The sequence below is a fragment of the Mycobacterium sp. NTMscope_MAC_269 genome, assembly GCF_976985695.1.
Genome location: NZ_OZ335668.1, coordinates 356730 through 377670, shown reverse-complemented (window position 1 = coordinate 377670; position 20941 = coordinate 356730). Strand labels below are relative to the sequence as shown.

Sequence of the window (20941 nt, the reverse complement as noted above, 5' to 3'; positions counted from 1 at the left end):
AACGAAAGTTGGTGGGTTGGTGTCTGCGACAATCCGGAATAGCCTCTGATGCGCTGGGCCACGCTCGCCCATGTTCACCTCGACCGGGTCGCCTCGCCATGGTTGGTACGGCGGTTCGTTGATCCCGCCGCCACGTTCGAATTTGTCCAGTGGGGGTTGGACGGGCAGCTTCCGGATCCGTCTCGGCTGCAGGCGCCAGAAGGCGCGACGCCAATCGGTATGCCCGGCGTCGAACTCGGGTTGCATGATGAACACGGATCGTGTTTCCAAAAGATCTTGCGCGCATATGATTTGGATGATCCCGCACTGTGGCGAATGGAACGGACGATCGCTGCAGGCATAAGTCACGCGCTCGGCACGCCGAAGCGCGTTGACGAGACCGAAGAAGAGCGCACGCTCGGTGCCGCGCTCAACGTGCTCGGAACGGCATTCGGCGTTGCCTTCGACGACGCCGAGCATCTCGAACACGCCATGTCGCTATATGACGCCGTCTACGAACACTGCCGAATACGGGAGTTGCCCGACGACATCCTCGCCAATGCTCCAAAACTGCCGCCGCTGCGCACCCCCTATCTACGCGACGCCCTATTTCGCGACGTGGCCAATTCAACGACAAACAATGGAGTGTCATGACCCAGCCCGACTTCAGTGATTTCCCGTCCGCGTTCCGCGGGACGACGTTCCGGCCCGGCGATGCGGGTTACCGAGACGCACGGACGATCTGGAACTGCCGCACCGCCGATGCCACGCCCGCGTTCATCGCGCAGTGCACCGACGTCGAGGACGTTGTGGCTGCCGTGCGATACGCGTCGGATCGTGATCTGCCGTTCGCCATTCGCAGCGGCGGCCACTCGATGGACGGTTCAGGAGCGCCCGATGGGGCGTTCGTCGTGGATCTGTCCCGGCTGAAGGCTATCGAGGTCGATCCGCAGACAGGCGTTGTTCGCGCCGGCGCAGGCATCTTGCTCGGCGAGATAGACGCCGCCACCCAGTTGCATGGGCTTGTTGTCCCGTCCGGCACGGTCACCACCACGGGTGTCGCGGGCCTTGCCCTAGGTGGCGGCCTCGGGTTCAACACCCGCAGGTTCGGCATGACCGTCGACAACATGTTGGCGTGCGACCTGGTGACTGTGGACGGCCAGCGGGTCCGAGCGAGCGTGGACGAGAACCCAGAGTTGTTCTGGGGACTGCGTGGCGCGGGACACAACCTCGGCGTTGTGACGTCGTTCGAATTCCAAGCTCATCCGGTGGGGCCACAAGTCTACAGCGGCATGATCGTGTACCCGATCGATCAGGCCGAGACGATCATGACCAAGCTCGACGCGCATCTAGCCAATGCGAGTCGCGCGTTGACGGTGGATCCGGTCTTGCTTCCCGCACCACCCTTCCCGTTCCTTCCCGAGTCGCTGGTCGGGACGCCGATCCTGATCCAGATCGTCGTCTACACAGGCGATCTGGCCGAGGCGGACGCCACCATCGAAGCACTCGCCGCCCTCGGAACTCCGGTGGCGAACACGGTCGGCCCCTCGACTTGGCTCGAGGCGAACAGCATCCTCGACATGATCTCGCCGCCTGGCCGGCGCAACTACTCGCGTGGTGGCTATGTCGCGGGCCTCACCCAGCCGCTCATAGCTAGGTTCATTGAGCAGATCAGCAAGGCCCCGGCTCCCGACGGGCCGCCTATGAGCGCAGCCATCGCAATTCAGGCACTCAGCGGTGCGTTTCACGATTTCGACGAGGACTCAGTCGCCTTCTCGCGTACCGGGACGCAGTGGTTGTGGGAGGCACTCGTCGCGTGGGACAACCCCGCACGCGACGACGACTTCCTCAATTTCACCGCTGATGTGCTGGCCGCTACCAAGCCGTACCTGCTGTCGAACAGCTACGTCAACCTCGTCGCTCACCAGGGGGAGGAATGGCTACGCGGCCTGTACGGCAGCGAGCAGAAGTTTCGCCGGCTGCAAGAACTAAAATCGCGATGGGATCCACGAAATCTGCTGCGCTTCAACAAGAACATTGCACCGGTCGCCCTCACTTCGTAGTGGCAGATCATGGCTCTCGTGCATAAGCACGGCGTTGCCGTTGGTGCGCACTTGGTCGGTGGGATCAGGGCGGAGAGCGCCGAGGCGGCGATGCGCGCCGTCGCCGGAACGATCGGTATGCACGTGTACGCGATCACCGACGGGGAAACAGGGGCACGCAAAGCGTGGATAGCTTGGCAGATCGCAAAACTTGCCGGCGTCGATGGGATTGAGTTGGTTGGGACGACAACTGTTTTCGAGGGTGCCGAGAACGAGGTCACGCAGGTGCCGAAGCTTGCGATCGACGCGGCGGTCACCGAACTCCCCCGACGCGTCGTGGGCTACGCCGACGCGGCCGAGTCTTCGTACAAAACCTTCGTGCGGCTGCGGAGTCAGGGACTGATCCCTCAGGGCGTCAAGTTCCAGGTTTCGTTGCCTACCCCGCTGGCACCGGTTGTGGCGTTCGTCAGCGAGGAGGACCAAGAGCGGTTCTACCCCATTTACGCTGCGGCGCTAAAAAAGGAGGCGGCCGAGATTGTCGACGCCATCCCGGCCGACGACCTCATGCTGCAATTTGATGTCGCGATCGAAATTGGCGTCCTCAGTGGTGCCCAACCGGCGACGCCGAAGCTCAACGACAAACGATTCATGATTGATGAGATCCGCAAATTGTTAAACATCGTGCCGGATGAGATCGAACACGGCATTCATCTCTGCTACGGCGATTTCGGACACACCCATTTTGTGGTGCCACAAGACCTCTCGTTATGTGTGGTTTTCGCAAATGCTCTCGCCGGTACGTTCGACTTCGTCCATATGCCGGTGGATCGCGAAACCGGGCGGAACCCGCGATATCACGAGCCGTTACAAGATCTGACTGGCGATGCTCGGCTTGCGCTGGGCGTAATCGACTACCGCGGCGATGAACAGCGCACGCGCGAACTTATCGCCGCGGCCGCCCAGGTCGGCCGGAATTTCGCCGTAGCAACCGAATGCGGCATGGCGAGGATCGACGAGGGAGCCACCCCGGGTCCGCCGCTTCAGCGTCTACTCGAGCTCCACGCAGCCGTCACACAACCAATTCGCTAAGGGAGCCCCACACTCGACCATTGCGAGAGTTGCGCATTCGTCCCGCGTGTTTGCCGATCGCTCGTATGCGCGCTCCTAATTCAGCTGACATGGATTGTATGCGCAAGCGGCGCGGGACCATGCCCCCCTATTCGCCGAGGTTCTCCGCCTCACAGCGATGCAGCGACGATCTGACACAGATTCTTCGGTGTAGCGTCGTCTCAGTGTCAGGGTGAGGTTGCCGCTTGTTGCGGTGGTTGGATCCTGATCACCTGGTGTTTGGCTCGTAGCGTCGGTGCCGCCTAGTGGGTTGGCGTTCATGCGTTTTGTCGGCATCAGGTGTGAAGGACCGGCCGGCGTGACTTGATAGCGTGGCGTCGCCCCCACTGAGATGTGTCCGCCGACCGGCCCAACCGTCACCTCACAGTGAAGGAGGCAACCTCCATGGTTGTTGTTGGAGCCGATGTCCACAAGCGCACGCATACGTTCGTCGCCGTGAACGAGGTGGGCCGCAAAGTTGGCGAGAAGGTCGTGGCGGCCACGACCGTCGGTCATCGCCAGGCGGTTCGATGGGCTCGCACTCAGTTTGGTGTCGAGCTGGTGTGGGCGATCGAGGATTGCCGACACTTGTCAGCCCGACTCGAGCGTGATCTGTTATCCGCCGATCAAAAGGTGGTGCGGGTGCCACCGAAGTTGATGGCTCACAGCCGTGCTTCGGCGCGTACCCGAGGCAAGTCCGATCCGATCGACGCGTTGGCCGTCGCGCGGGCTTACCTGCGTGAGCCCGAGCTTCCGGTGGCCTCCCACGACGAGGTGTCGCGGGAGTTGAAGCTGCTGGTGGATCGGCGTGAAGACCTTGTAGGGCAACGCACTTCGACGATCAATCGGTTGTTGTGGAGGGTGCACGAACTAGATCCTGGCCGGTCGCCGAAACCGGCGTCGCTGGATTTGACCAAGCACCGCCGGATCCTCGGTGACTGGTTGGCCACCCAGCCCGGTCTGGTTGCCGAGCTGGCCCGCGAGGAACTGGCCGATATCACCCGACTCACCGAGGCCATCAATGCGTTGGCTAAACGGATCAGTGAGCGCGTCCGCGCGATCGCTCCGGCGCTGCTGGCCATGCCCGGCTGCGCCGAGCTCACCGCGGCCAAGATCATCGGCGAAACCGCCGGGGTCACCCGTTTCAAAAGCGAAGCCGCATTCGCTCGTCACAGCGGCGTGGCCCCCATCCCGGTGTGGTCAGGAAACACCGCCGGGCGGGTCCGAATGACCCGCAGTGGCAACCGTCAACTCAACGCCGCCCTACACCGCATCGCCGTCACTCAGATCCGCCTCAACGGTCTCGGACAGGCCTACTACCGGAGCCGTCTCGCCGCCGGCGACTCCACCACAGAAGCCCTACGCTGCCTCAAACGCCGACTGGCCCGCGTGGTCTTCCATCACCTCCACACCGACCACAACGCCCGAACAAAGCCTTGCCAACCAGCCGCCGCTTGACATAGGAGAAACTCATGGATGCGCGACGGCCGGGCAACCTACCCGCAGAGGTGACCAACTTCGTAGGTCGCCACGACGAGATCGAGCAACTACGGAAGATACTATCTGCAGGTCGCCTCATCACCCTGACCGGCCCGGGCGGCGTAGGAAAAAGCCGACTGGCCAGGTTTTTCGCTGCGGCCGTGCGAGACAGATTTCCAGACGGAGTCTGGCTCGTCGAACTCGGCGAGCTCAGAGCAAACGATTTGTTGACATTCCAGGTTGCTCGCGCCGTGGGTATCCAGGACAGCTCTAGCGATCCCCTAACGATGCTCACCGAGCAGCTGGCCGCGAAACGACTCATGCTTGTCATCGACAACTGCGAGCACATGGTCCCATCCGTAGTCAAATTGGTGCGAACGTTGCTAACCGCCTGCCCCGACCTGCAAATCCTAGCCACTAGTCGCGAAGTGCTCGGTACAGAGGGCGAACATACTTTCGAAGTACCTCCGTTGCCGTTGGACCTCGGCAGCCGCATCGGCCGCCACGACGTTGGTTACCGCCTACCAGATGCAGCTCAGTTATTCGTTGACCGGGCGACTGCTGTGGTGCCCAACCTCGTAGTCCAAGCGGGCACAGTGAACACCGTCATTGCGCTTTGTCAGCGGCTCGAAGGCATGCCCTTGGCGATCGAACTGGCAGCTGCGCGGGTGCGCGCGTACTCCATCCACGAAATCCTCGCCAGACTTGAGCAGTCCTTTGCGGTGCTCGCAGCTGGTCCCCGATCGGCGCCAGCCAGGCATCGCGCCTTGGAGGCGACAATTGAGTGGAGCTTCGGGCTATGCTCACCAACCGAACAAATGCTGTGGACGCGGCTATCTATTTTCGCTGGCGGATTCGACATCGAAGCGGTCGAAAACGTATGTGCTGATGAGCAATTGTTGCAAACTGAGGTATTTGATCTTGTCGCCGCCCTCGTCGACAAATCGATCCTGAGCTCTCGCACTAGCGCCGACGGGAAGGGTACTAGGTTCACGATGCTAGAAACGGTGCGGGAATTCGGGCAGGCACACCTACCGGAATTTAGCGGCGCCGACGCGGTCAAGCATCGCCACATCAGACATTTCGCCGCGCTAGCCGGGCGTTACCATCTTGACTACTTCAGCGAACGCGAGGTCGCCTGGTTCCGCGCCGTCAGCACAGACCTTGCAAATTTGCGCGTGGCTCTGCAAAACTGTCTCGACCAGCCGGGAGTTGCCGAGGCAGCGCTAGAGATCGCTTCTTGCTTGCGGATGTACTGGGCATCGCCCGGGTTGATCCTGGAAGGCATTCAGTGGTTGCGCAAAACGCTGGCCATCGCATCAGAACCTACCTCCGAGCGCGCAGAAGCACTATGGACGCTCAGTTTTCTCGAGTTAGTACAAGGCGATATCGACCGTGGGATGCAGACGGCAGCCGAATGTAGAGATCTCGCCGAAAAATTGTCCTTGGACCGCATCCAAGCATTCCTTACCCTATGCCCAGTATTGGCTGACTTCCTACTCGGCAATCTGGATGCGGCACTTGTCCACGCCAAGGAGGCGGTTCGGTGCGGGCGTGCAATCGGCGATGCCGTGCTCACAGGGGAAGCGCTTGCCCACGCGTTCCTGATGGCCTTCGCGCTAGACGATCCAGGGTCCGATGAGCTTGGTCGAGAGGCACTGGAGTTCCTCGAAACCGAGCGCGCACAGATGTATCGAGCGTTGGTTCTAATGATCCACGGCATGCTGCAGTGTCGCCGGGGAAGCACCTCGACGGCGATGGGGTATCTGTCCGATGCATTCGAGGTCTTTGACCTCCTTGGTCACGACCTCAGTATCGCGATGTGCTTAGGCGGATTCGCGTGGATCGCTGCCATTTCGGGCGACTTCACGCGGGGCGCCCGCCTTCTGGGTGCTGCCCACGCGATTTGGCAGGCCGGTCCCCTGCGTCACCCGACATTGCTATTCCGGGACCACATCGGGCAACAGGTCGAGACCCTGATTCGAAACTCGGTCGACGACGTGGCCTTCGACGCGGCCTTCAAGGAGGGCGCCCAGTGGGACTTCCATCAGCTGATTGATCAACGACTGCTAGCCACCAACCATGGCTGCAGCGACGCCGCTGAACAGCAATCCGCCGGGGCGTTTGCGGTGCTAACCCGTCGTGAAGTTGCAGTCGCCGAACTCGTCGCCAAGGGGCTGACCAACAACGAAATCGCCAGCGAATTGGTGTTATCGCGGCGCACAGTGGAATCGCACGTCTACCACATCTTCACCAAACTAGGTCTGCAGTCCCGAATGCAGGTAGCGAACTGGCTGAGCAGCGGGACCGATTCCCGAGTCGATGCTCATTCGACCATCAGCTAGGCATGCGCGGATCGGTACCGTCCGAGTCTGGGGCTCATCCAAGTGCTGCGCAGGTGGGTGTCTCGTGCCGGTCGCGGGCCCTTCCTAGCCGGCGATCAACTGCATCATCGGGTCGACCACGCCGTGAGTTCGGGGTAATCGATGTAGCCATGTTCATCGCCTGCGTAAAAGGTGGCGGTGTCGGGGGTGTTGAACGGGCCGCCCGCGGCGAGGCGTGCGGGTAGATCGGGGTTGGCCAGGAACAAAGTTCCGAACGAGATCATGTCCGCGGTGCCATCCTCGATTAGAGCTAGTTCGCCGATACCCGTCACGGAGTCCGGAGTAGACGGATTGGTGCTAACCCGTCGTGAAGTTGCAGTCGCCGAACTCGTCGCCAAGGGGCTGACCAACAACGAAATCGCCAGCGAATTGGTGTTATCGCGGCGCACAGTGGAATCGCACGTCTACCACATCTTCACCAAACTAGGTCTGCAGTCCCGAATGCAGGTAGCGAACTGGCTGAGCAGCGGGACCGATTCCCGAGTCGATGCTCATTCGACCATCAGCTAGGCATGCGCGGATCGGTACCGTCCGAGTCTGGGGCTCATCCAAGTGCTGCGCAGGTGGGTGTCTCGTGCCGGTCGCGGGCCCTTCCTAGCCGGCGATCAACTGCATCATCGGGTCGACCACGCCGTGAGTTCGGGGTAATCGATGTAGCCATGTTCATCGCCTGCGTAAAAGGTGGCGGTGTCGGGGGTGTTGAACGGGCCGCCCGCGGCGAGGCGTGCGGGTAGATCGGGGTTGGCCAGGAACAAAGTTCCGAACGAGATCATGTCCGCGGTGCCATCCTCGATTAGAGCTAGTTCGCCGATACCCGTCACGGAGTCCGGAGTAGACGGATTGAGGATGAACAAGCCGCCAAACCGTTTGCGCAGCTCGTGTGTGAGTTCACGGTCCGCCTTCTCGCCCATTTCCATGGTGTGTAGGTAAGCCAGTCCGACCGGCTCCAGCGCATCGACCAACGCCGGGTAGGTATCGCGGTAATCGTCCTCGACGATGTCGTTGAAGGAGTTGGCCGGAGAAATCCGCAGTCCGACGCGCTGCCCGCCCACAGCGTCGGTGACTGCACGCGCCACCTCGACGGTCAAACGGATCCTTCCCTCGACCGATCCCCCCCAGCCGTCGCTACGCTGGTTAGCGTTTGTGGAAAGGAACTGATGCAGTAAATAGCCGTTGGCACCGTGTAATTCGACCCCGTCGAAGCCGGCGTCAATTGCATTGCGTGCCGCTTGCGCGAAATCGGCAACGGTATCGGCGATACCCGCCTCCGTCAATTCCACCGGGGTAACGAAATCCTTCATCCCCTCAAAGGTGAATACGTGACCAGCTGCGGCCACGGGTGATGGGCCGACCGGCACCAACCCGTCGGGGAGCAAGCACGGATGACCGATTCGGCCGGTGTGCATCAGTTGCGCGAAGATCACTCCGTCTGCGCGATGCACTGCATCTGTCACCGTTCGCCAGGCCGCCACCTGTTCCAGCGAGTGCAACCCCGGGGTGTTGGGATAGCCCTGGCCTATCACCGAGGGTTGGGTGCCCTCGGTGACGATCAGTCCCGCGCTGGCACGCTGCGCGTAGTACGTCGCCATCATCGGCGTTGCGGTGCCTTTCGGTCCATGCGCGCGACTGCGGGTCATCGGCGCCATCACGATGCGATTGGGCAGGTGCTTGCCGGCGATCTCGATCGGGTCGAACGCGGTGGTCATGCTTCTCCTCGTACTTCTGATGTCCTGTTTGGACTTTCATGCGCTTGCGGTGACGAATTATTATATACGATTATGTATAATGTTTGACACATAGGGCAGTCGCCTGCATTCGACCCTCCCCCATTCGCCATTGGGACGCGACCAGCGCGGCGACACGAAAAGCACTGCTTCGACATCCCGATCTGCTGGTGACTGCGATCGATCTTCGACGGCCTTGACGGTGTCGACAAACTCGGTGACAACCTGGATGCGCTGCTGGCAAACATGACTGACATGGACAGGCTGATGCCACACATCGTCGCGCAACTGCCACCGTTGATAGCAGTATCGCGGGACATGCAGTCGACGACCGTGAAGACGATGTACAGCACCTTCTCGGACCTGCTCGATCAGATCGGCCGCATGACCGACACCGCAAGCGCGATGGGCCAGGCCTTCGACGACGCGAAGAGCGACGATGGGCTATATTTGCCGCCCGACGCATTTTCGAGCAAAGGATTTCCAACGAGCCTTGAAGTTGATGATCTCTCCGGATGGCACATCGGCGCAGTTCATCATCACTCATGAGGGCGATCCGGCTACGCTGCAAGGTATTTCGCACGTCCCTGCTGAGCTCAATGCCGCCAAAGAAGCCTCTAAGGGCACACCGCTGGCCGACGCCAAGTTCTCCCTCGGCGGAACTGCTGCGATATACAACGACATCCAGGTCGGCGCGAAGTGGGACCTAATGATCGCGGCGGTCGGCGCCATCACGTTGATATTCATGGTCATGCTCGTCATTACCCGCGCGCTAATCGCCGCGTTCGTGATCGTGGAACCGTAGTGCTCTCGCTTGCCGCGTCTTTCGGCCTATCAGTGCTGTTGTGGCAATACATACCGGGACAGGATCTGCATTGGATGGTGCTAGCGTTCTCGGTGATCATCTTGTTGGCCGTCGGCTCGGATTACAACCTTCTGGTCGTATCCCGGTTCAAGGAAGAGATCCACGCCGGAATCAAGACCGGCATAGTCCGCGCAATGAGGGCAAAGGGGTATGGTCACCGCCGCGGGTGTGGTCTTCCCCATCGATCGCTGCCTTGCTTGGACGCTGGTTCTTGTGGCCCGCTGCAGGTCCGCAGCCGACCCGCGCGTATACAGACCCCTCAGCGGCCACAATCCCCTCCGGATTTGATGGCCAACTCGGTCCTTGCCGCACCTCGCTGACGTACGGCAGGACACCACAACCGTTGGTCGGGTGCCCGATCGGCGAACGGATCGGCCCGAGACCGACTGGGGGACTGCGCCGACCTGGAGGTTCACCGCAGCGGTGGCACTGACCTTGCTGAGGGTGACGAGATCCCTGCCGGGTAAGCCTAACCACGCGGCATCATCGACGTTGATGACCACCGCTGGTTGTTGGCTCGATCAAAGCCCGCCAGGCCGCAGGGCTTCGGTCACGATGGAGCCTCTGCTGGTTGGACCCTGCTGGCTTGGGACCTTGGGACCTCCCAGAATGGAACGTGGCCTCGCCCGCTGCCCCAAGGAAGGATCGATGGCCGCGCAACGGATCCAACATCGTCGAGACTGAAGCGATGTCCTCGCCGCCCACCCGGTCGGCAATGGACTGCGCCGCCCCGAGGTCAGAGACATCCCACATAAGCGGCCGGACACAAATAGCTGATATCCCATCGAACCGTGGCCATGTTGACCTTCGCACGCTCGATCGCGCTACCTGAGCCGTCGATTTCCCATCTTTGAAAATCCTTGTAACGCTGAGTAAGTGGCATTGTAGTCGCGCCCGGCGCCAGGATCGAGGACCTCACCACGGATCGCACCGCCAGGGCGACCAATCGCTTGACGGCGGTCTGCGGCTCACCGATGTCCCACGGTGTGACGGTGGGCAATTCACGCCCAAGCCGTTGCTGATGATCATCGCTGAACACGACCTATGCACGTTCACCGAGGTTCAACGTGAAGCGTATCAGGCTGCCGCGAAACCGAAGAAACTCCTTAGCTTCGACGGCGGCCACTTCGAAGCGTACACAACGTTTTTCGAAAGCACTGGGCCACCGGCTCGCGACTGGTTTGTCGAACACCTTATGCCGAGCGGGAATGGAAACGGTAGTCAACCGCGCGCCGGCACCCGTCGCCCGCCCATATAGCGCCAGCTAATCGTAGGGGTCTACCGGGCGGTCCTTGAAGGCCTACTCCGCCCCGATGACGAGGGCATCGCGGTCGAACTGCGCTACCCGTCCACCGCGAAGCGCACCGATAGCGCTGTACCAGATAGACTGCCGCACTCCGGCTTTCCGTCGATCGATAACTAATGTCTTCTCGGAAATGAACTGCACATAGTTCCCAACCGAGCGGGTCTCGTCGGCGTATTGCGCAATATTGTCGATGACAGGCCGGAACTCGGGTACATCAAGAACGAAGAGTTCGATCATCGACTCCGTTGGCCCTCCAATTCGGTGGCCGCATTCTCCAGGATAAGTTCCGCCTTCCGCGCCCAAAGTTTCGACATCGTCGGCGCGTCCTCGGTTTCAATCACATCGATGAGCGCGCGCAGGGTAACTTCAGCATCTTGATCGTCGACCTTCGATGTCTCGCGAAGTGGATACGTGAATTCGATCAGATAACCGTTCGGGTCGTGGGTGTAGATGGATTCGATCATTTCGTGCTTGACCCGCATCTCAACGACCCATCCGCTGTTCTCGAGTCGTTGCCGGTATTCATCCAGGGCCTCGGCGGAGTCGACGTGGATCGCAAGATGGCGGGAGTCTCGAAAGAACCCCGGCACTTCCGGACCATGCGTTGCGTAGGCATCCTGGCCCGCAGCGCTGAACTTCTCAAGACCGAAGTAGTAGAAAAACGCCAGCCGATCGCCCTTTCCGATGTCAAAAAAGAAATGGACGAAGTCGGGATGATCTGAAGGGCCCCACCCCACAGCACATACTGAGTGGACGATGGGAAACCCGAGTATGCCGTTGTAGAACCGCACGGTGCTAGTGGGATCGAACGTCGGAAATGCGGCATGGTCGACGCCTCGGGCGAGGTGGCAGGGCTGCTCACTCATAAGGATCCTCTTCTTTGCGTGCTCTACCTCAATAATAGACGGTATGGTTGAACATTGGCCGGGCATGTCAAACCGTCTCATTCCGGCTCTAGTGCCGCTAGCCCTGCCCGTGCGATCGCAACATCAGCCTCCCAGGAATGCGCGCCTGCACCGATCCCCCCCACGACCTTTCCGCCGATCACGACCGGAAGCCCGCCCGGGAGGTCGACGATGTCGTCGATCTGCGCAGTCAGCTTGGCGGCCACCTCGGCCGGCAGATCGCCAGTCGGCAGACCCGTGTAGACGGCGGTGCGCGCCTTCTTCGGAACGATGTCCGCCGCCAGGGGTACGGCATCGTCCATCAGAACCCACGCGCGCAGCAGACCGCCGGGGTCGACGATGGCAATGCCCGCGGGCGCCTTGATGCGCCGGGCTTCCAGAACAGCCGCTTTCAGCATTTTGAGCACGGCGGCTTCGGCGATCCGCTGGCTCACCGTGACATCGGACACGGGCACTTCCTTTCCGAGTAACTGCGAAGTCGGCATCAATCGACGATGCGGACGAGGTCGATACGGCCCGCGATGAGTGCGGAGGCAGTCAGATCCTGGGCATTGCCGGGAACGGCGACGCCCACCGGGATCGTCAGTTCGCGACGCACCCGTTCGGCCACCGCCAGGCGATCGAGGACCTGAGACCGGCCGGCGCCACCGACTAGCCAGACCAATTCGGCGCCATTGCGGGCCTGTGCTTGCGCCTGTTCTAGATACTGCTGAGCCTGGGCGCTCCAGGGGTCGCCGACGCCGATGTCGATGCTCATCAGGTCGCCCGGGACGTTGGATACGATCCGACTCGGCCATCGCATCCGACCGGTGTCGAGCGGCGTGCCCAGTATCCAACTCGTGAGATCACCGAGCGCCGCCCCGTCGGGTTCGGCCTCGGCGAAGTCCGCCGCAGCCTGCCCAGCAAGCCCGGGCTCAGTCGCCGCGAGATCGGCGAGTGACACCACGCCGGCGCGACTGAGGTACGCCACGGCCATCCGGGCGGGCGACAAATCGTGGCGCATGGTCAGCGATTCCCACCACAGTTGGCTGCGCATGGCGGCTTCTTGTAACCGTTCGATTTTCGGCCGCCGGGCGGCTTCATACCGCGGCAGCGCCTCGATGAGCGGCCCGTCGCCGACGCTGTCGATCGCTTCCGACAGAGCGATAGCGCTCTCCAGCGCCAGCTTGGTGCCCGAACCAAGTGAGGGATGCGCCGTTGCGACGGCGTCGCCGAGCAGCACGATGTTGTCGTGGTGCCATCGGGTGCACGCCAATGTGGTGAAATGCCCCCAGCATGACCGGTTTCCGAACAACTTGCCGCCATTGAGCAACGGCGCGAACGCATCGGACAGATACTCCAGCGCCTCGACGTCGGAGTCGTTTTCAGAGGCCCACGTGCGGCCCGCGAAACCGGCTCGTTCCACGGTTTGTTGGCTGGCTTCGACAACGAGCGCGGTAAGACCGCGGTCATAGGAGTACGCGTGAGCCACAAAAGTGCCTGCCGGCGTCTGCACCGGCATAAATACTGTGCTATCCAATTCGACCTCGCCACCGCACCACAGGAACGCACCCCGACCAACATGAGTGTGGGGGCCAAGCACGTCGGCGAACTTCGCTCGCGTCGTGCTGGACGCCCCGTCGGCCGCGATGACCAGATCGGCACCGTCGCTGAGTTCCTCAACGGAGGCCGACTTGCCGACCACCACCTCGACTCCAGCCTCGGCGGCACCGTCGAGCAGAATCCGCAGCAGCTTGGACCGGCGCACTGCGCCGCTGTGGAACTGCCCGAATTGCACAGCACCCTGGGGCAAGTCGAACCGTGCGCCCCGAAAGGTGAACATCTCAGCGGTCAAGCGACGCAGCACCTGCGCATCGGCCCGCTCCAGCGCGTCAACCAAACCATGCGTGAGTCCCACCCCGAAACCGAACGTGTCATCTGGGGGCAGCCGTTCATACAACCGCACTCGCCAGTCGGGATGGCTCAGTGCAATCAGACGGGCGGCGAATGCGCCGCCCGGCCCGCCTCCGATGACTTCCACACGTCGGTTCATTGGTCCTTCGTTTCGTTCAGCCGCCGGCCGAGATCTTCTCAGCCTCGATGGCCTGAGTTATCTCTTGGCGCAAGCGTGCCTTGTTTACTTTGTGAATATTGGTGAGCGGCAGGCTCTCTCGTGACTCGATACGTTCCGGCCACTTGAATTTGGCGACTCCACGCCGCTCGAAGTGTTGCTGCACCGCCAAGAGATCCGGTGGCTCTACACCCTGTTGTGCAACGACAAATGCACAGCTGCGCTCGCCTAGCCGCTCGTCGGGCATGGCCACCACCGCCGCCCGTTCCACGGCGGGATGTTCCATCAGAACCATCTCCACCTCTTCGGCATTGATCTTCTCGCCGCCGCGGTTAATGAGGTCTTTGATCCGGTCCTCGAGCCGGTAGTACGAGCGACCCGCGTGAGACACTTCAACTACGATGTCTCCGGTGCGGTAGAAGCCATCGGTAGTGAACGCGTTGCTGTTGCGCTCGGGTGCTTGAAAATAGCCGCGGATGGTGTAAGGCCCCCGCGCGCACAACTCGCCTCGTTCGCCAACAGGGACAGGCTCCTCGCTGCCAGGTTGCAGTACACGAAGCTCATCGCACGGCGAGATCGGCGTCCCGTTGGTGTGGTGCCGAACCACGACGTCGCGGTCGAACGGGGAGACCATACACAGCCCTTCGCCCATACCGAACATCTGTGTGACACGGCAAGTCTCGGTTTCGAACGCGTCGATCACCTCGGGCGGCAGGGCGCGATCCGCCCACACGAAAGCCCGCAATGTACCGAGCGCGGCGCGCAATTCAGGATCGCCGTCGATGACCCGCACGATGGGCCGTGTGGCCAGCATGTGGGTGATCGGATACACATCCGCCAAGGCCTTGAACGTTGCTGGATCCGGCGCGCACGTCACCAGGCACGCCCCGACTGCATGAGCCGCATGCATGGCGCAGACGACGCCCGCGTTGTGCACGATCGGCAACAAGTGTGCGGTGCAACTCTCGTCGTCGATACCGACTGCTTCGGCCCAGGCTCGTGAATTGTACCAATACTCGGTGTGCAGGCGGGGGATCAGCTTGGGAATGCTCGTGGTCCCACCGGACAGTTGCAGCACCGCCACGCTTTCGGGCGAGATGCGTCGTTGGATTCCGTCGATCGCGTCACGAGCCATATCGGGGTCGACCTCGGCGGCCAGCAACGAGTCGAGAGAGATCCCGTCGCCCTGCGCGGCGTCGGCGCCGGTGGTGACGAGCAGGCGTAGCGACGACTGCTCTGCTCGCACGGACAGCGCCACTTCGCGCAAGTCGGGCCCAGCAGAGGCGGTGTCAATCACGTGCGCGATCGGGACGCATTGATGGGCGATCGCCACGAGTTCGTGGCGGCGATGAAGCGCAAGCGTCGCCACCGGAATCGCGCCCACCTTCAAGAGGCCATACCAGATGACGGCTGTCGTTGCCCGATTGGTCACTTGTAGGAGCACTGGATCTCTCGGACGGATACCCCGCTCCCACAGGCCGACCGCCACCCTGTCCGCCTGGCGGTCCAGTTCGGCGTAGGTCAAACCGAGGTCCGGACCGACCACCGCCATGTGGTCGGGAAAGCGATCGGCCACCGCGCGGAACTCCTGGGCGATCGTGAGCTCACGCCACGCCCCGGCCGCCCGGTAGCGCACGATGGAATCGTGTGGGTACGGAACGATGCCAGGGTCGCTAGCGGATGGTCCGGTCACTTTCCGCGTTCCTGGGTCCACGAGACGATTTCGTTAATAGTTGGGCCAATTCCCGATTCTTCGCCCGATGTGATTGGCCTGCCGAAGTGGTCGGCGCGAATTCGCACGTGCGTGACGTCGCTTGCTGCCAACGCTCCCAACGCAGTTGCGATATCGCTGGGAAAGACCGAAACGTCACCGGTGAACTCGACGACCAGGGTTGGCAGCGTCACGCCGGCAAGCGACCGTTCCAGCGACGCGTTTGATGACAGGCCCGACCACGTTGACAACCACGCTTCGGGTGTGGTGAGCCGACCGAATCCGTTGACGCCGTAGTTCGACATTGCGGGACGAGCGCTGATCACCGAACCGTACCGTCTGTCAGAGGGTTCCAGGCTCAGATCCATACACCGTAGATCGGCGTCGGTGCGGTAGGTAGTGATTACCGGGGTCAGGGTGCTGCGACGCCGTTCAATTTCCGATGCGGTACCCGATTTGACCTTCTTGCGAGCGGCGAACTGAGCTGAAATCAGCTCCCGCGCGGCGCTATCAATCCGAGCGACTCGTTCACGCTGGGCCTGCTGGTACCGGGTTACGAAGTCAGCAGAATAGTGCGAGCCTTCTGGAGCGTCGCCAAAACCGTTGGCAGAGTCAAATGGATCCAGCTCTCTGATGACAGAGAAGGGATCCCTTTCGTCGCCGACCGATGGGTCGATCGCGCCTAGCAACAGCCGGCCTTGTCCTGGGTGGGGCGCCACCAACACCAGCCCGTCCGGGGCGGGCATTGGAGCCGCTGCGAGGTTGGTAGGCGCACCCCCTGGAGTCCGCGCGATCCGATCAGCGGGCTGGGCCAGTGCTTGCTCGGTGTACAAGGAGTAGAGCCCGCTACCACCGGAGTGGCCTACCAGGACGATGTGCTCGAATCCGCTGTCGCGCAGCAGTTCTACGCCAGCGGCAACGTCAAGTATCGCAGCCTCATGGAGCAATCCCATGTCATTGCCCACGTTGCGACTCACCTGGGCCCACACTGTGTGACCCGCCTCCAGCAAGCCAGGAATGAACGGGTGCTGACGCAGATCCTGGCGTGGATGCATGAGGCAGAAGACCGTGCTGCTGTCGGTGTGAGCGGGACGATACAGAGAGCCACGGGATACCTCACCGTCAAACGCGATGAGGGTGCGCTGAATAATGGTGATGTCGTCCGGCAGGTCCCGAGGCCACCAATCGACCATGAGGGCTGCTCTGCCGCGCCCGGAAGGGGACCTATCAGTTTTGGGTGCTGGCACCGGCGCCAACCTCTCTGACATGGATTCCCTTTCTGGTTCCGTTGATCAGCACGCGTGCTGCTCGACACGTAGGTCACCGAGCACAGCCAGCAGTGACGGATCCAACGGAACCGCTTGCAGGCCATCTTCGTCCGATCGCACGTGAACTTTCGTCAGCCACATCTCAACTGCGGGCGCTGCGCCCGGATCGGTGGTGAACTGGGAGTGGAAGATCAACGAACTATTCGCCACTTGGTCGACCCACAATGTCGCGAACACCTCGTCGTCCAACCGCAGAGGCGCCCGGTAGACGACCTCCGTGTGCACCGCGGGGTATCCGCCGCCATGGTCAATCGTGTGCGACGTGGGCAATCCGATATCGGCAAACCACGTCGTCATTAGTCGCTCGGACCAGCGCAGCGGAGCGCCGAAGTAAATGACACGCGCAGCATCGGTGTCACCCATGACGACACGGAACCGATCCCGCGCCAGAAGAACTCGCCCATCGCTGAGACCCTTCCGTGACACCCACCTGCCTCCTCGTCGAGCGACTATCAACCGTCGCGCGGAGATCGCTTACAGTGCAGCCTCGTTTGAGCCAAATGTCTGTTGTATGGGTTACCCGTTGTCGCAAAGAACAGTGCCGCAATGGTCAACGTCATCGATCAGGTCGCCTTTGAGCACAGCCTTAGACTGAGTCTTCCGAATATGCTCTCGCACAGTGGGTCCTCCTATTCCACGTCTACTCAGACGAACGGCACCTCCGGGGCAAGACCGCATAGAACCCGGCCGTGCAACTCCGCATTCGTAGTGAACAGCAGGAACGAGTGAACCGACAACGCCTGGATGTCGCTGAGCATCCGACTGAGGGGATCGCGCTTATGAATCGCGCTAGCCCCCGAAGCCTGCTGAACAATCTCGACAATCTCGCGGCAGAGCCTGATCACCCATGCCGTATCGGACCTGCACCGTACCCGATGCACGATGTTAGACAGATCGCGCGTAACGTCGACGACTGTCTGCGCACCGCGATCGGCATGAAAGCGTGCCTGATCCAGCTTCATCGTCGCCTCATCCATCTGGAAATGGGTCACTGCTGCCTCGGCTTGCTGATGATAATTGGTATAGGTGATCCCGCGCTTGCGGACCCGATCGTGAAGCAGATCTACTGCCTTTTCCGCGATTCCGATAGGAGTGCCTGCCGAAGCTGCGACGAATAGCGGAACCGTCGGCATCCGGAAATACGGGTTGTCGGCATTGGCCTTCGACAGTGAACGACCGTTGAGAATGTCAGACATCTTTAGCACCCGGTGCTCGGGGACAAACACGTCTTTGACGGTCAACGTGTTCGATCCGGTTCCGGCAAGGCCGCTGACCTGCCAATCGTCGATGGCTGTTGCTTCGCTGCGCCAAATAATGAACTGCGCCACGTCCGGAACCGTGTGTTCACCAATGATCGTCGAAGTCAGCAACGCGAACTGTGCGTGGTGCTGCCCGCTGCAGAACCGCCACGTACCCGAAAGGCGATATCCCCCAGCAGTTCGCACAGCCTCGCCAGCAGGGTTGAAGTGGGCGACACCCTTGGGCTTGTCAATTGCGTAGACCTCGTCTTGGGCCTCGTCGCTGAACGGGGCAATCATGTAGAGCACACCGTTGTAGATAGAGGTTACCCACGAGGCCGAGGCGCAGCTTTTGGACAGTTCGGCCGCAACGCGATTCATCGTCTTTATCGAGGATTCGTAGCCCGCCCTATACTTTGGCGCAAGGAGCTTGAACAAGTTGGCTTCGTCAAGTGCGCTGACAACACGATCGGTGAGACGGCCGAGCAGAACCGCTTCGTCGGCATCTTCCGCCAACACCGGCGCGACGTCACGGGCTGATGCGATCAGTTGGGCAGAGACACTCGAGTCCTTGTTGTGGGGGCCACTGGCAGCGTCCTCGACCGTCATCATCGGCACTCCTTTGGGCGATAGACCCGATCCCATTCGGCATTCCACATCACAGTATGGCTAATACGACAAAGCTGTCAATAATTCGTCTTACCTGTAATTCGCGTCTGGTCGCCACTTCGATTGCACCCACATGCGGCTGGCGTGACGCTTCCGTGCGCCGGGTCCAGGGGACGGCGCTGTATGAACTACCGACGAGTCGTTTGGGACGGCATGGTTGGCGCGGGCCGTGGCTAGGATCGCACTCGTGCGAGAACTTCACGTAGCTCGTCCGGTACGTAGCCACCGGCCGCCCACCACGCATAGAGCGCCTCGCCGACGTTGCGCGACAGCTCCACATGTTCCCGCGCGGCCACCATAGTCAACCGGCGAATAGCGCCGGAACTATCACCGCCTCCCAGTTCCACGCAGACGAGGTTGTGCTCCTGCACGCTCAGGTGGTCGCGCGTGCAGGAGAGCAGCACCCAGGCCAAGTTAACGTCATGCAATCGAGCTGTCATGCTGGACGACTCCGGTCTGCAGCGAGCCCTCGGGGGACTACCAGCGTCCCAGTGGCACGGGGTACCTCTTCGATGACAGGTCGACACAGCATTGCGCGCACAGTCGCCCTCAAAAGCTCGTGCGCAACAGGCGCGCTCGATGCGCAAACATATACGTATAATATCTGACTAATTGATCGACAATCAAACCGCGGTCCCTGCTAAGGTGCCGTTTCGTTGCCACCGTCGCAGACCTAAGGCCGTGGTCATATCGGGCCGATATAGCGGACATAAGCAGAATAGACAACTCGTTCGTCAACCAGCACTCTGCGAACTGGAAAGAAGTAGCGCATGGCATCGAGGCCTCCATCCTGGGACCTGAATGCATGCGCTGCGTGATGTCGAGGCAACTAGCGGCACGAGTCCCTATCCATGACATGCCGGCTAAGCTAAGCAACTGTCCAGAAACGCCGGATTTGGCCGACACGTGTATTTCAAACGGGTCAGATTCTCGATTGGCGCCTCCTGTTGGACCGCACGGTCACCGGTAAGGCGCCCGAAGGGTGGTGGGGCGCTCCTCTTCGTGATCGCCCGCTTCCCGCAGATCTCGGCGATCCCCGCCTACGTTATGGGTATCGGCGTATTGCCTGAACATGCGCCACCGTTTGCTCGCCGGTCTGCGTCGCGCGAGATCTGAAAGAAGGTCCGTTACGGAGCGCGAGTAGCCTCTCGCGGCTCAGCGGGAGACCGAAACGTGTTGGAGCGTCCGTTCGATGACTGGCCGGTGGGGCCGACGGCCGCGCTGCACACGCCGCGCGTTCCTCGCCTACGCGACCGTGTTCTTGCTCGACCTGCGTGACGGGACCGGCTGGGACAGTGAATACGAACGTGACGTGTAGCGGTTACGCCGGCTCGGTGTTTCCGGCCATGGCGGCGGTCCAGCATCAGTCGGTGCACGGACGAAAGCTTTAGCGCCGACTTATGGATAGTACTGGCAGCCACGGTGTTTCGACCCTAGGAATTCACGTTCTGGTGAGCACCAACGCCGCGGGTTTGGGTTTGCGGCGGGCAGGGCCGGCCGGCTCCCAGGTCGACGCCGCGGTGTCGAATTCGGCCTCATCCATCGCACGCACTGGTAATGTCACTTGGTTATCGTGTCGCCGGATACCTTCAAGCAGGATGGCCACATATCGGCGCCACAGATCCGAGTCAACATGGCCGGCGAATTCGCTGACCGTCCCGGCCAGCAATCCGAAGATCGGCATATCGGTAAAACATAATTCGGGGCGGACGTAGCCATCATTTTGGGCTCGCTCAACGAGTTTGGTGAGTAGCGGGCCGAGCCGATCCTGGACAGCCCGCACACGGACGCCGCCGTAGCACTTGCTGAATGCGATCTCCCGCAGGCCACGGTCAGTAGCGGTGATCTCGCACATCTGCTCGACGAACCAGGTCAATGCACTCCATGAGTCATGTTGCTGCAGAGCAGTTTCGGCCAGAATAGTGAACTGGTTGAGGCCATCTTCAAAGATTGCCTCCAGAAGGTCTTCTTTCGTACTAAACCGTCGATAGACCGTGCCTACTCCCACGCCGGCGTGGTGGGCCACGTCATTGAGATTCGGCTCCAAGCCTTTGACCGCGAACAGGCCACGGGCCGCATCGACGACGCGCTGCCGGTTGCGTTCGGCGTCCCTGCGCAGCGGTCGCCCTGTCATCTCCCGCGTAGTCACGGGAC

Annotated in this window: 21 protein-coding genes and 1 pseudogene; 9 read left to right on the top strand and 13 right to left on the bottom strand. The window is 61.4% G+C overall.

Translation table 11 applies throughout. The features are described 5' to 3' along the window. Positions 1 to 48 precede the first annotated feature (48 nt). The 5 genes from ACZ50Z_RS01850 to ACZ50Z_RS01830 all read left to right on the top strand — a co-directional run bounded on the left by ACZ50Z_RS01850 (position 49) and on the right by ACZ50Z_RS01830 (position 6952). Complete coding sequence (locus ACZ50Z_RS01850; RefSeq protein WP_464482014.1) at positions 49 to 633, top strand: chromate resistance protein ChrB domain-containing protein; 585 nt, start codon at positions 49 to 51, stop codon at positions 631 to 633. Continuing rightward, the gene (locus tag ACZ50Z_RS01845; protein ID WP_464482013.1) at positions 630 to 2042 is read left to right on the top strand and encodes an FAD-binding oxidoreductase; all 1413 of its coding nucleotides are present in this window, start codon (positions 630 to 632) and stop codon (positions 2040 to 2042) included. Before ACZ50Z_RS01850 ends, ACZ50Z_RS01845 begins: the two co-directional genes overlap by 4 nt. A gap of 9 nt (positions 2043 to 2051) precedes the next feature. Then, positions 2052 to 3110 (top strand): uroporphyrinogen decarboxylase/cobalamine-independent methonine synthase family protein, encoded by a 1059-nt coding sequence (locus ACZ50Z_RS01840; RefSeq protein ID WP_464482012.1) that lies wholly within the window; start codon positions 2052 to 2054, stop codon positions 3108 to 3110. 405 nt (positions 3111 to 3515) lie between these two features. After that, on the top strand, positions 3516 to 4586 hold the full coding sequence (locus tag ACZ50Z_RS01835; RefSeq protein WP_464482011.1) for an IS110 family RNA-guided transposase: 1071 nt from the start codon (positions 3516 to 3518) through the stop codon (positions 4584 to 4586). 14 nt (positions 4587 to 4600) lie between these two features. Beyond that, on the top strand, positions 4601 to 6952 hold the full coding sequence (locus ACZ50Z_RS01830; RefSeq protein ID WP_464482010.1) for a helix-turn-helix transcriptional regulator: 2352 nt from the start codon (positions 4601 to 4603) through the stop codon (positions 6950 to 6952). 104 nt (positions 6953 to 7056) lie between these two features. Here ACZ50Z_RS01830 and ACZ50Z_RS01825 read toward each other — a convergent pair whose 3' ends face one another. Continuing rightward, positions 7057 to 7263 carry a hypothetical protein gene (locus ACZ50Z_RS01825; RefSeq protein ID WP_464482009.1) on the bottom strand — a complete coding sequence of 69 codons (207 nt, stop codon included), beginning with the start codon at positions 7261 to 7263 and terminating at the stop codon, positions 7057 to 7059. A gap of 22 nt (positions 7264 to 7285) precedes the next feature. On the opposite strand from ACZ50Z_RS01825, the gene ACZ50Z_RS01820 reads away from it, so the two are divergent. Next, the gene (locus tag ACZ50Z_RS01820) at positions 7286 to 7501 is read left to right on the top strand and encodes a response regulator transcription factor (protein WP_464482008.1); all 216 of its coding nucleotides are present in this window, start codon (positions 7286 to 7288) and stop codon (positions 7499 to 7501) included. A gap of 104 nt (positions 7502 to 7605) precedes the next feature. Here the strand turns inward: ACZ50Z_RS01820 and ACZ50Z_RS01815 are convergent, their stop codons facing one another. Beyond that, the gene (locus ACZ50Z_RS01815) at positions 7606 to 8697 is read right to left on the bottom strand and encodes an alkene reductase (RefSeq protein ID WP_464482007.1); all 1092 of its coding nucleotides are present in this window, start codon (positions 8695 to 8697) and stop codon (positions 7606 to 7608) included. Between the two features lie 273 nt (positions 8698 to 8970). Here ACZ50Z_RS01815 and ACZ50Z_RS01810 point away from each other — a divergent pair, with 273 nt between their 5' ends. Beyond that, the gene (locus tag ACZ50Z_RS01810; RefSeq protein WP_464482006.1) at positions 8971 to 9264 is read left to right on the top strand and encodes a hypothetical protein; all 294 of its coding nucleotides are present in this window, start codon (positions 8971 to 8973) and stop codon (positions 9262 to 9264) included. Beyond that, positions 9155 to 9900: pseudogene (locus ACZ50Z_RS01805) on the top strand (MMPL family transporter). Before ACZ50Z_RS01810 ends, ACZ50Z_RS01805 begins: the two are co-directional and overlap by 110 nt. 416 nt (positions 9901 to 10316) lie before the next feature. Here ACZ50Z_RS01805 and ACZ50Z_RS01800 read toward each other — a convergent pair. From ACZ50Z_RS01800 to ACZ50Z_RS01755, 10 genes are all read right to left on the bottom strand, one after another. Continuing rightward, positions 10317 to 10619, bottom strand: a complete 303-nt coding sequence (locus ACZ50Z_RS01800) for a hypothetical protein (RefSeq protein WP_464482005.1) — start codon at positions 10617 to 10619, stop codon at positions 10317 to 10319. Positions 10620 to 10880: 261 nt separating this feature from the next. Then, positions 10881 to 11123: a glyoxalase gene (locus tag ACZ50Z_RS01795; RefSeq protein ID WP_464482004.1), complete on the bottom strand. Its 243-nt coding sequence runs from the start codon at positions 11121 to 11123 to the stop codon at positions 10881 to 10883. Beyond that, the gene (locus ACZ50Z_RS01790) at positions 11120 to 11752 is read right to left on the bottom strand and encodes a VOC family protein (protein ID WP_464482003.1); all 633 of its coding nucleotides are present in this window, start codon (positions 11750 to 11752) and stop codon (positions 11120 to 11122) included. Before ACZ50Z_RS01790 ends, ACZ50Z_RS01795 begins: the two co-directional genes overlap by 4 nt. Before the next feature lie 77 nt (positions 11753 to 11829). Beyond that, complete coding sequence (locus ACZ50Z_RS01785; protein WP_464482002.1) at positions 11830 to 12240, bottom strand: GlcG/HbpS family heme-binding protein; 411 nt, start codon at positions 12238 to 12240, stop codon at positions 11830 to 11832. A 35-nt stretch (positions 12241 to 12275) separates the two neighbouring features. Next, positions 12276 to 13823 carry an FAD-dependent monooxygenase gene (locus ACZ50Z_RS01780; protein ID WP_464482001.1) on the bottom strand — a complete coding sequence of 516 codons (1548 nt, stop codon included), beginning with the start codon at positions 13821 to 13823 and terminating at the stop codon, positions 12276 to 12278. Between the two features lie 16 nt (positions 13824 to 13839). Then, positions 13840 to 15477 carry an AMP-binding protein gene (locus ACZ50Z_RS01775; protein WP_464482000.1) on the bottom strand — a complete coding sequence of 546 codons (1638 nt, stop codon included), beginning with the start codon at positions 15475 to 15477 and terminating at the stop codon, positions 13840 to 13842. 53 nt (positions 15478 to 15530) lie between these two features. Beyond that, positions 15531 to 16745: an alpha/beta hydrolase family protein gene (locus tag ACZ50Z_RS01770; protein ID WP_464481999.1), complete on the bottom strand. Its 1215-nt coding sequence runs from the start codon at positions 16743 to 16745 to the stop codon at positions 15531 to 15533. 99 nt (positions 16746 to 16844) lie between these two features. Next, on the bottom strand, positions 16845 to 17243 hold the full coding sequence (locus tag ACZ50Z_RS01765) for an acyl-CoA thioesterase (protein ID WP_464481998.1): 399 nt from the start codon (positions 17241 to 17243) through the stop codon (positions 16845 to 16847). A gap of 281 nt (positions 17244 to 17524) precedes the next feature. Beyond that, complete coding sequence (locus tag ACZ50Z_RS01760) at positions 17525 to 18727, bottom strand: acyl-CoA dehydrogenase family protein (RefSeq protein WP_464481997.1); 1203 nt, start codon at positions 18725 to 18727, stop codon at positions 17525 to 17527. Positions 18728 to 18960: 233 nt separating this feature from the next. Continuing rightward, positions 18961 to 19227 (bottom strand): hypothetical protein, encoded by a 267-nt coding sequence (locus ACZ50Z_RS01755; RefSeq protein ID WP_464481996.1) that lies wholly within the window; start codon positions 19225 to 19227, stop codon positions 18961 to 18963. Between the two features lie 752 nt (positions 19228 to 19979). Here ACZ50Z_RS01755 and ACZ50Z_RS01750 point away from each other — a divergent pair. Further along, positions 19980 to 20105, top strand: coding sequence for a hypothetical protein (locus ACZ50Z_RS01750; RefSeq protein WP_464481995.1), 126 nt, complete (start codon positions 19980 to 19982; stop codon positions 20103 to 20105). A gap of 123 nt (positions 20106 to 20228) precedes the next feature. Here the strand turns inward: ACZ50Z_RS01750 and ACZ50Z_RS01745 are convergent, their stop codons facing one another. Continuing rightward, positions 20229 to 20921 carry a TetR/AcrR family transcriptional regulator gene (locus ACZ50Z_RS01745; RefSeq protein ID WP_464486043.1) on the bottom strand — a complete coding sequence of 231 codons (693 nt, stop codon included), beginning with the start codon at positions 20919 to 20921 and terminating at the stop codon, positions 20229 to 20231. Positions 20922 to 20941 lie beyond the last annotated feature (20 nt).

What these genes read in the sequence shown, in the direction of transcription:
- ACZ50Z_RS01850 (WP_464482014.1), top strand. Translation starts at nt 49, where the DNA reads ATGCGCTGGGCCACGCTCGCCCATGTTCACCTCGACCGGGTCGCCTCG.
- ACZ50Z_RS01845 (WP_464482013.1), top strand. Translation starts at nt 630, where the DNA reads ATGACCCAGCCCGACTTCAGTGATTTCCCGTCCGCGTTCCGCGGGACG.
- ACZ50Z_RS01840 (WP_464482012.1), top strand. Translation starts at nt 2,052, where the DNA reads ATGGCTCTCGTGCATAAGCACGGCGTTGCCGTTGGTGCGCACTTGGTC.
- ACZ50Z_RS01830 (WP_464482010.1), top strand. Translation starts at nt 4,601, where the DNA reads ATGGATGCGCGACGGCCGGGCAACCTACCCGCAGAGGTGACCAACTTC.
- ACZ50Z_RS01815 (WP_464482007.1), bottom strand. Translation starts at nt 8,697, where the DNA reads ATGACCACCGCGTTCGACCCGATCGAGATCGCCGGCAAGCACCTGCCC.
- ACZ50Z_RS01810 (WP_464482006.1), top strand. Translation starts at nt 8,971, where the DNA reads ATGGACAGGCTGATGCCACACATCGTCGCGCAACTGCCACCGTTGATA.
- ACZ50Z_RS01795 (WP_464482004.1), bottom strand. Translation starts at nt 11,123, where the DNA reads ATGATCGAACTCTTCGTTCTTGATGTACCCGAGTTCCGGCCTGTCATC.
- ACZ50Z_RS01790 (WP_464482003.1), bottom strand. Translation starts at nt 11,752, where the DNA reads ATGAGTGAGCAGCCCTGCCACCTCGCCCGAGGCGTCGACCATGCCGCA.
- ACZ50Z_RS01780 (WP_464482001.1), bottom strand. Translation starts at nt 13,823, where the DNA reads ATGAACCGACGTGTGGAAGTCATCGGAGGCGGGCCGGGCGGCGCATTC.
- ACZ50Z_RS01770 (WP_464481999.1), bottom strand. Translation starts at nt 16,745, where the DNA reads ATGGTCGATTGGTGGCCTCGGGACCTGCCGGACGACATCACCATTATT.
- ACZ50Z_RS01765 (WP_464481998.1), bottom strand. Translation starts at nt 17,243, where the DNA reads ATGGGTGACACCGATGCTGCGCGTGTCATTTACTTCGGCGCTCCGCTG.
- ACZ50Z_RS01760 (WP_464481997.1), bottom strand. Translation starts at nt 18,727, where the DNA reads ATGACGGTCGAGGACGCTGCCAGTGGCCCCCACAACAAGGACTCGAGT.
- ACZ50Z_RS01755 (WP_464481996.1), bottom strand. Translation starts at nt 19,227, where the DNA reads ATGACAGCTCGATTGCATGACGTTAACTTGGCCTGGGTGCTGCTCTCC.
- ACZ50Z_RS01750 (WP_464481995.1), top strand. Translation starts at nt 19,980, where the DNA reads ATGACTGGCCGGTGGGGCCGACGGCCGCGCTGCACACGCCGCGCGTTC.
- ACZ50Z_RS01745 (WP_464486043.1), bottom strand. Translation starts at nt 20,921, where the DNA reads ATGACAGGGCGACCGCTGCGCAGGGACGCCGAACGCAACCGGCAGCGC.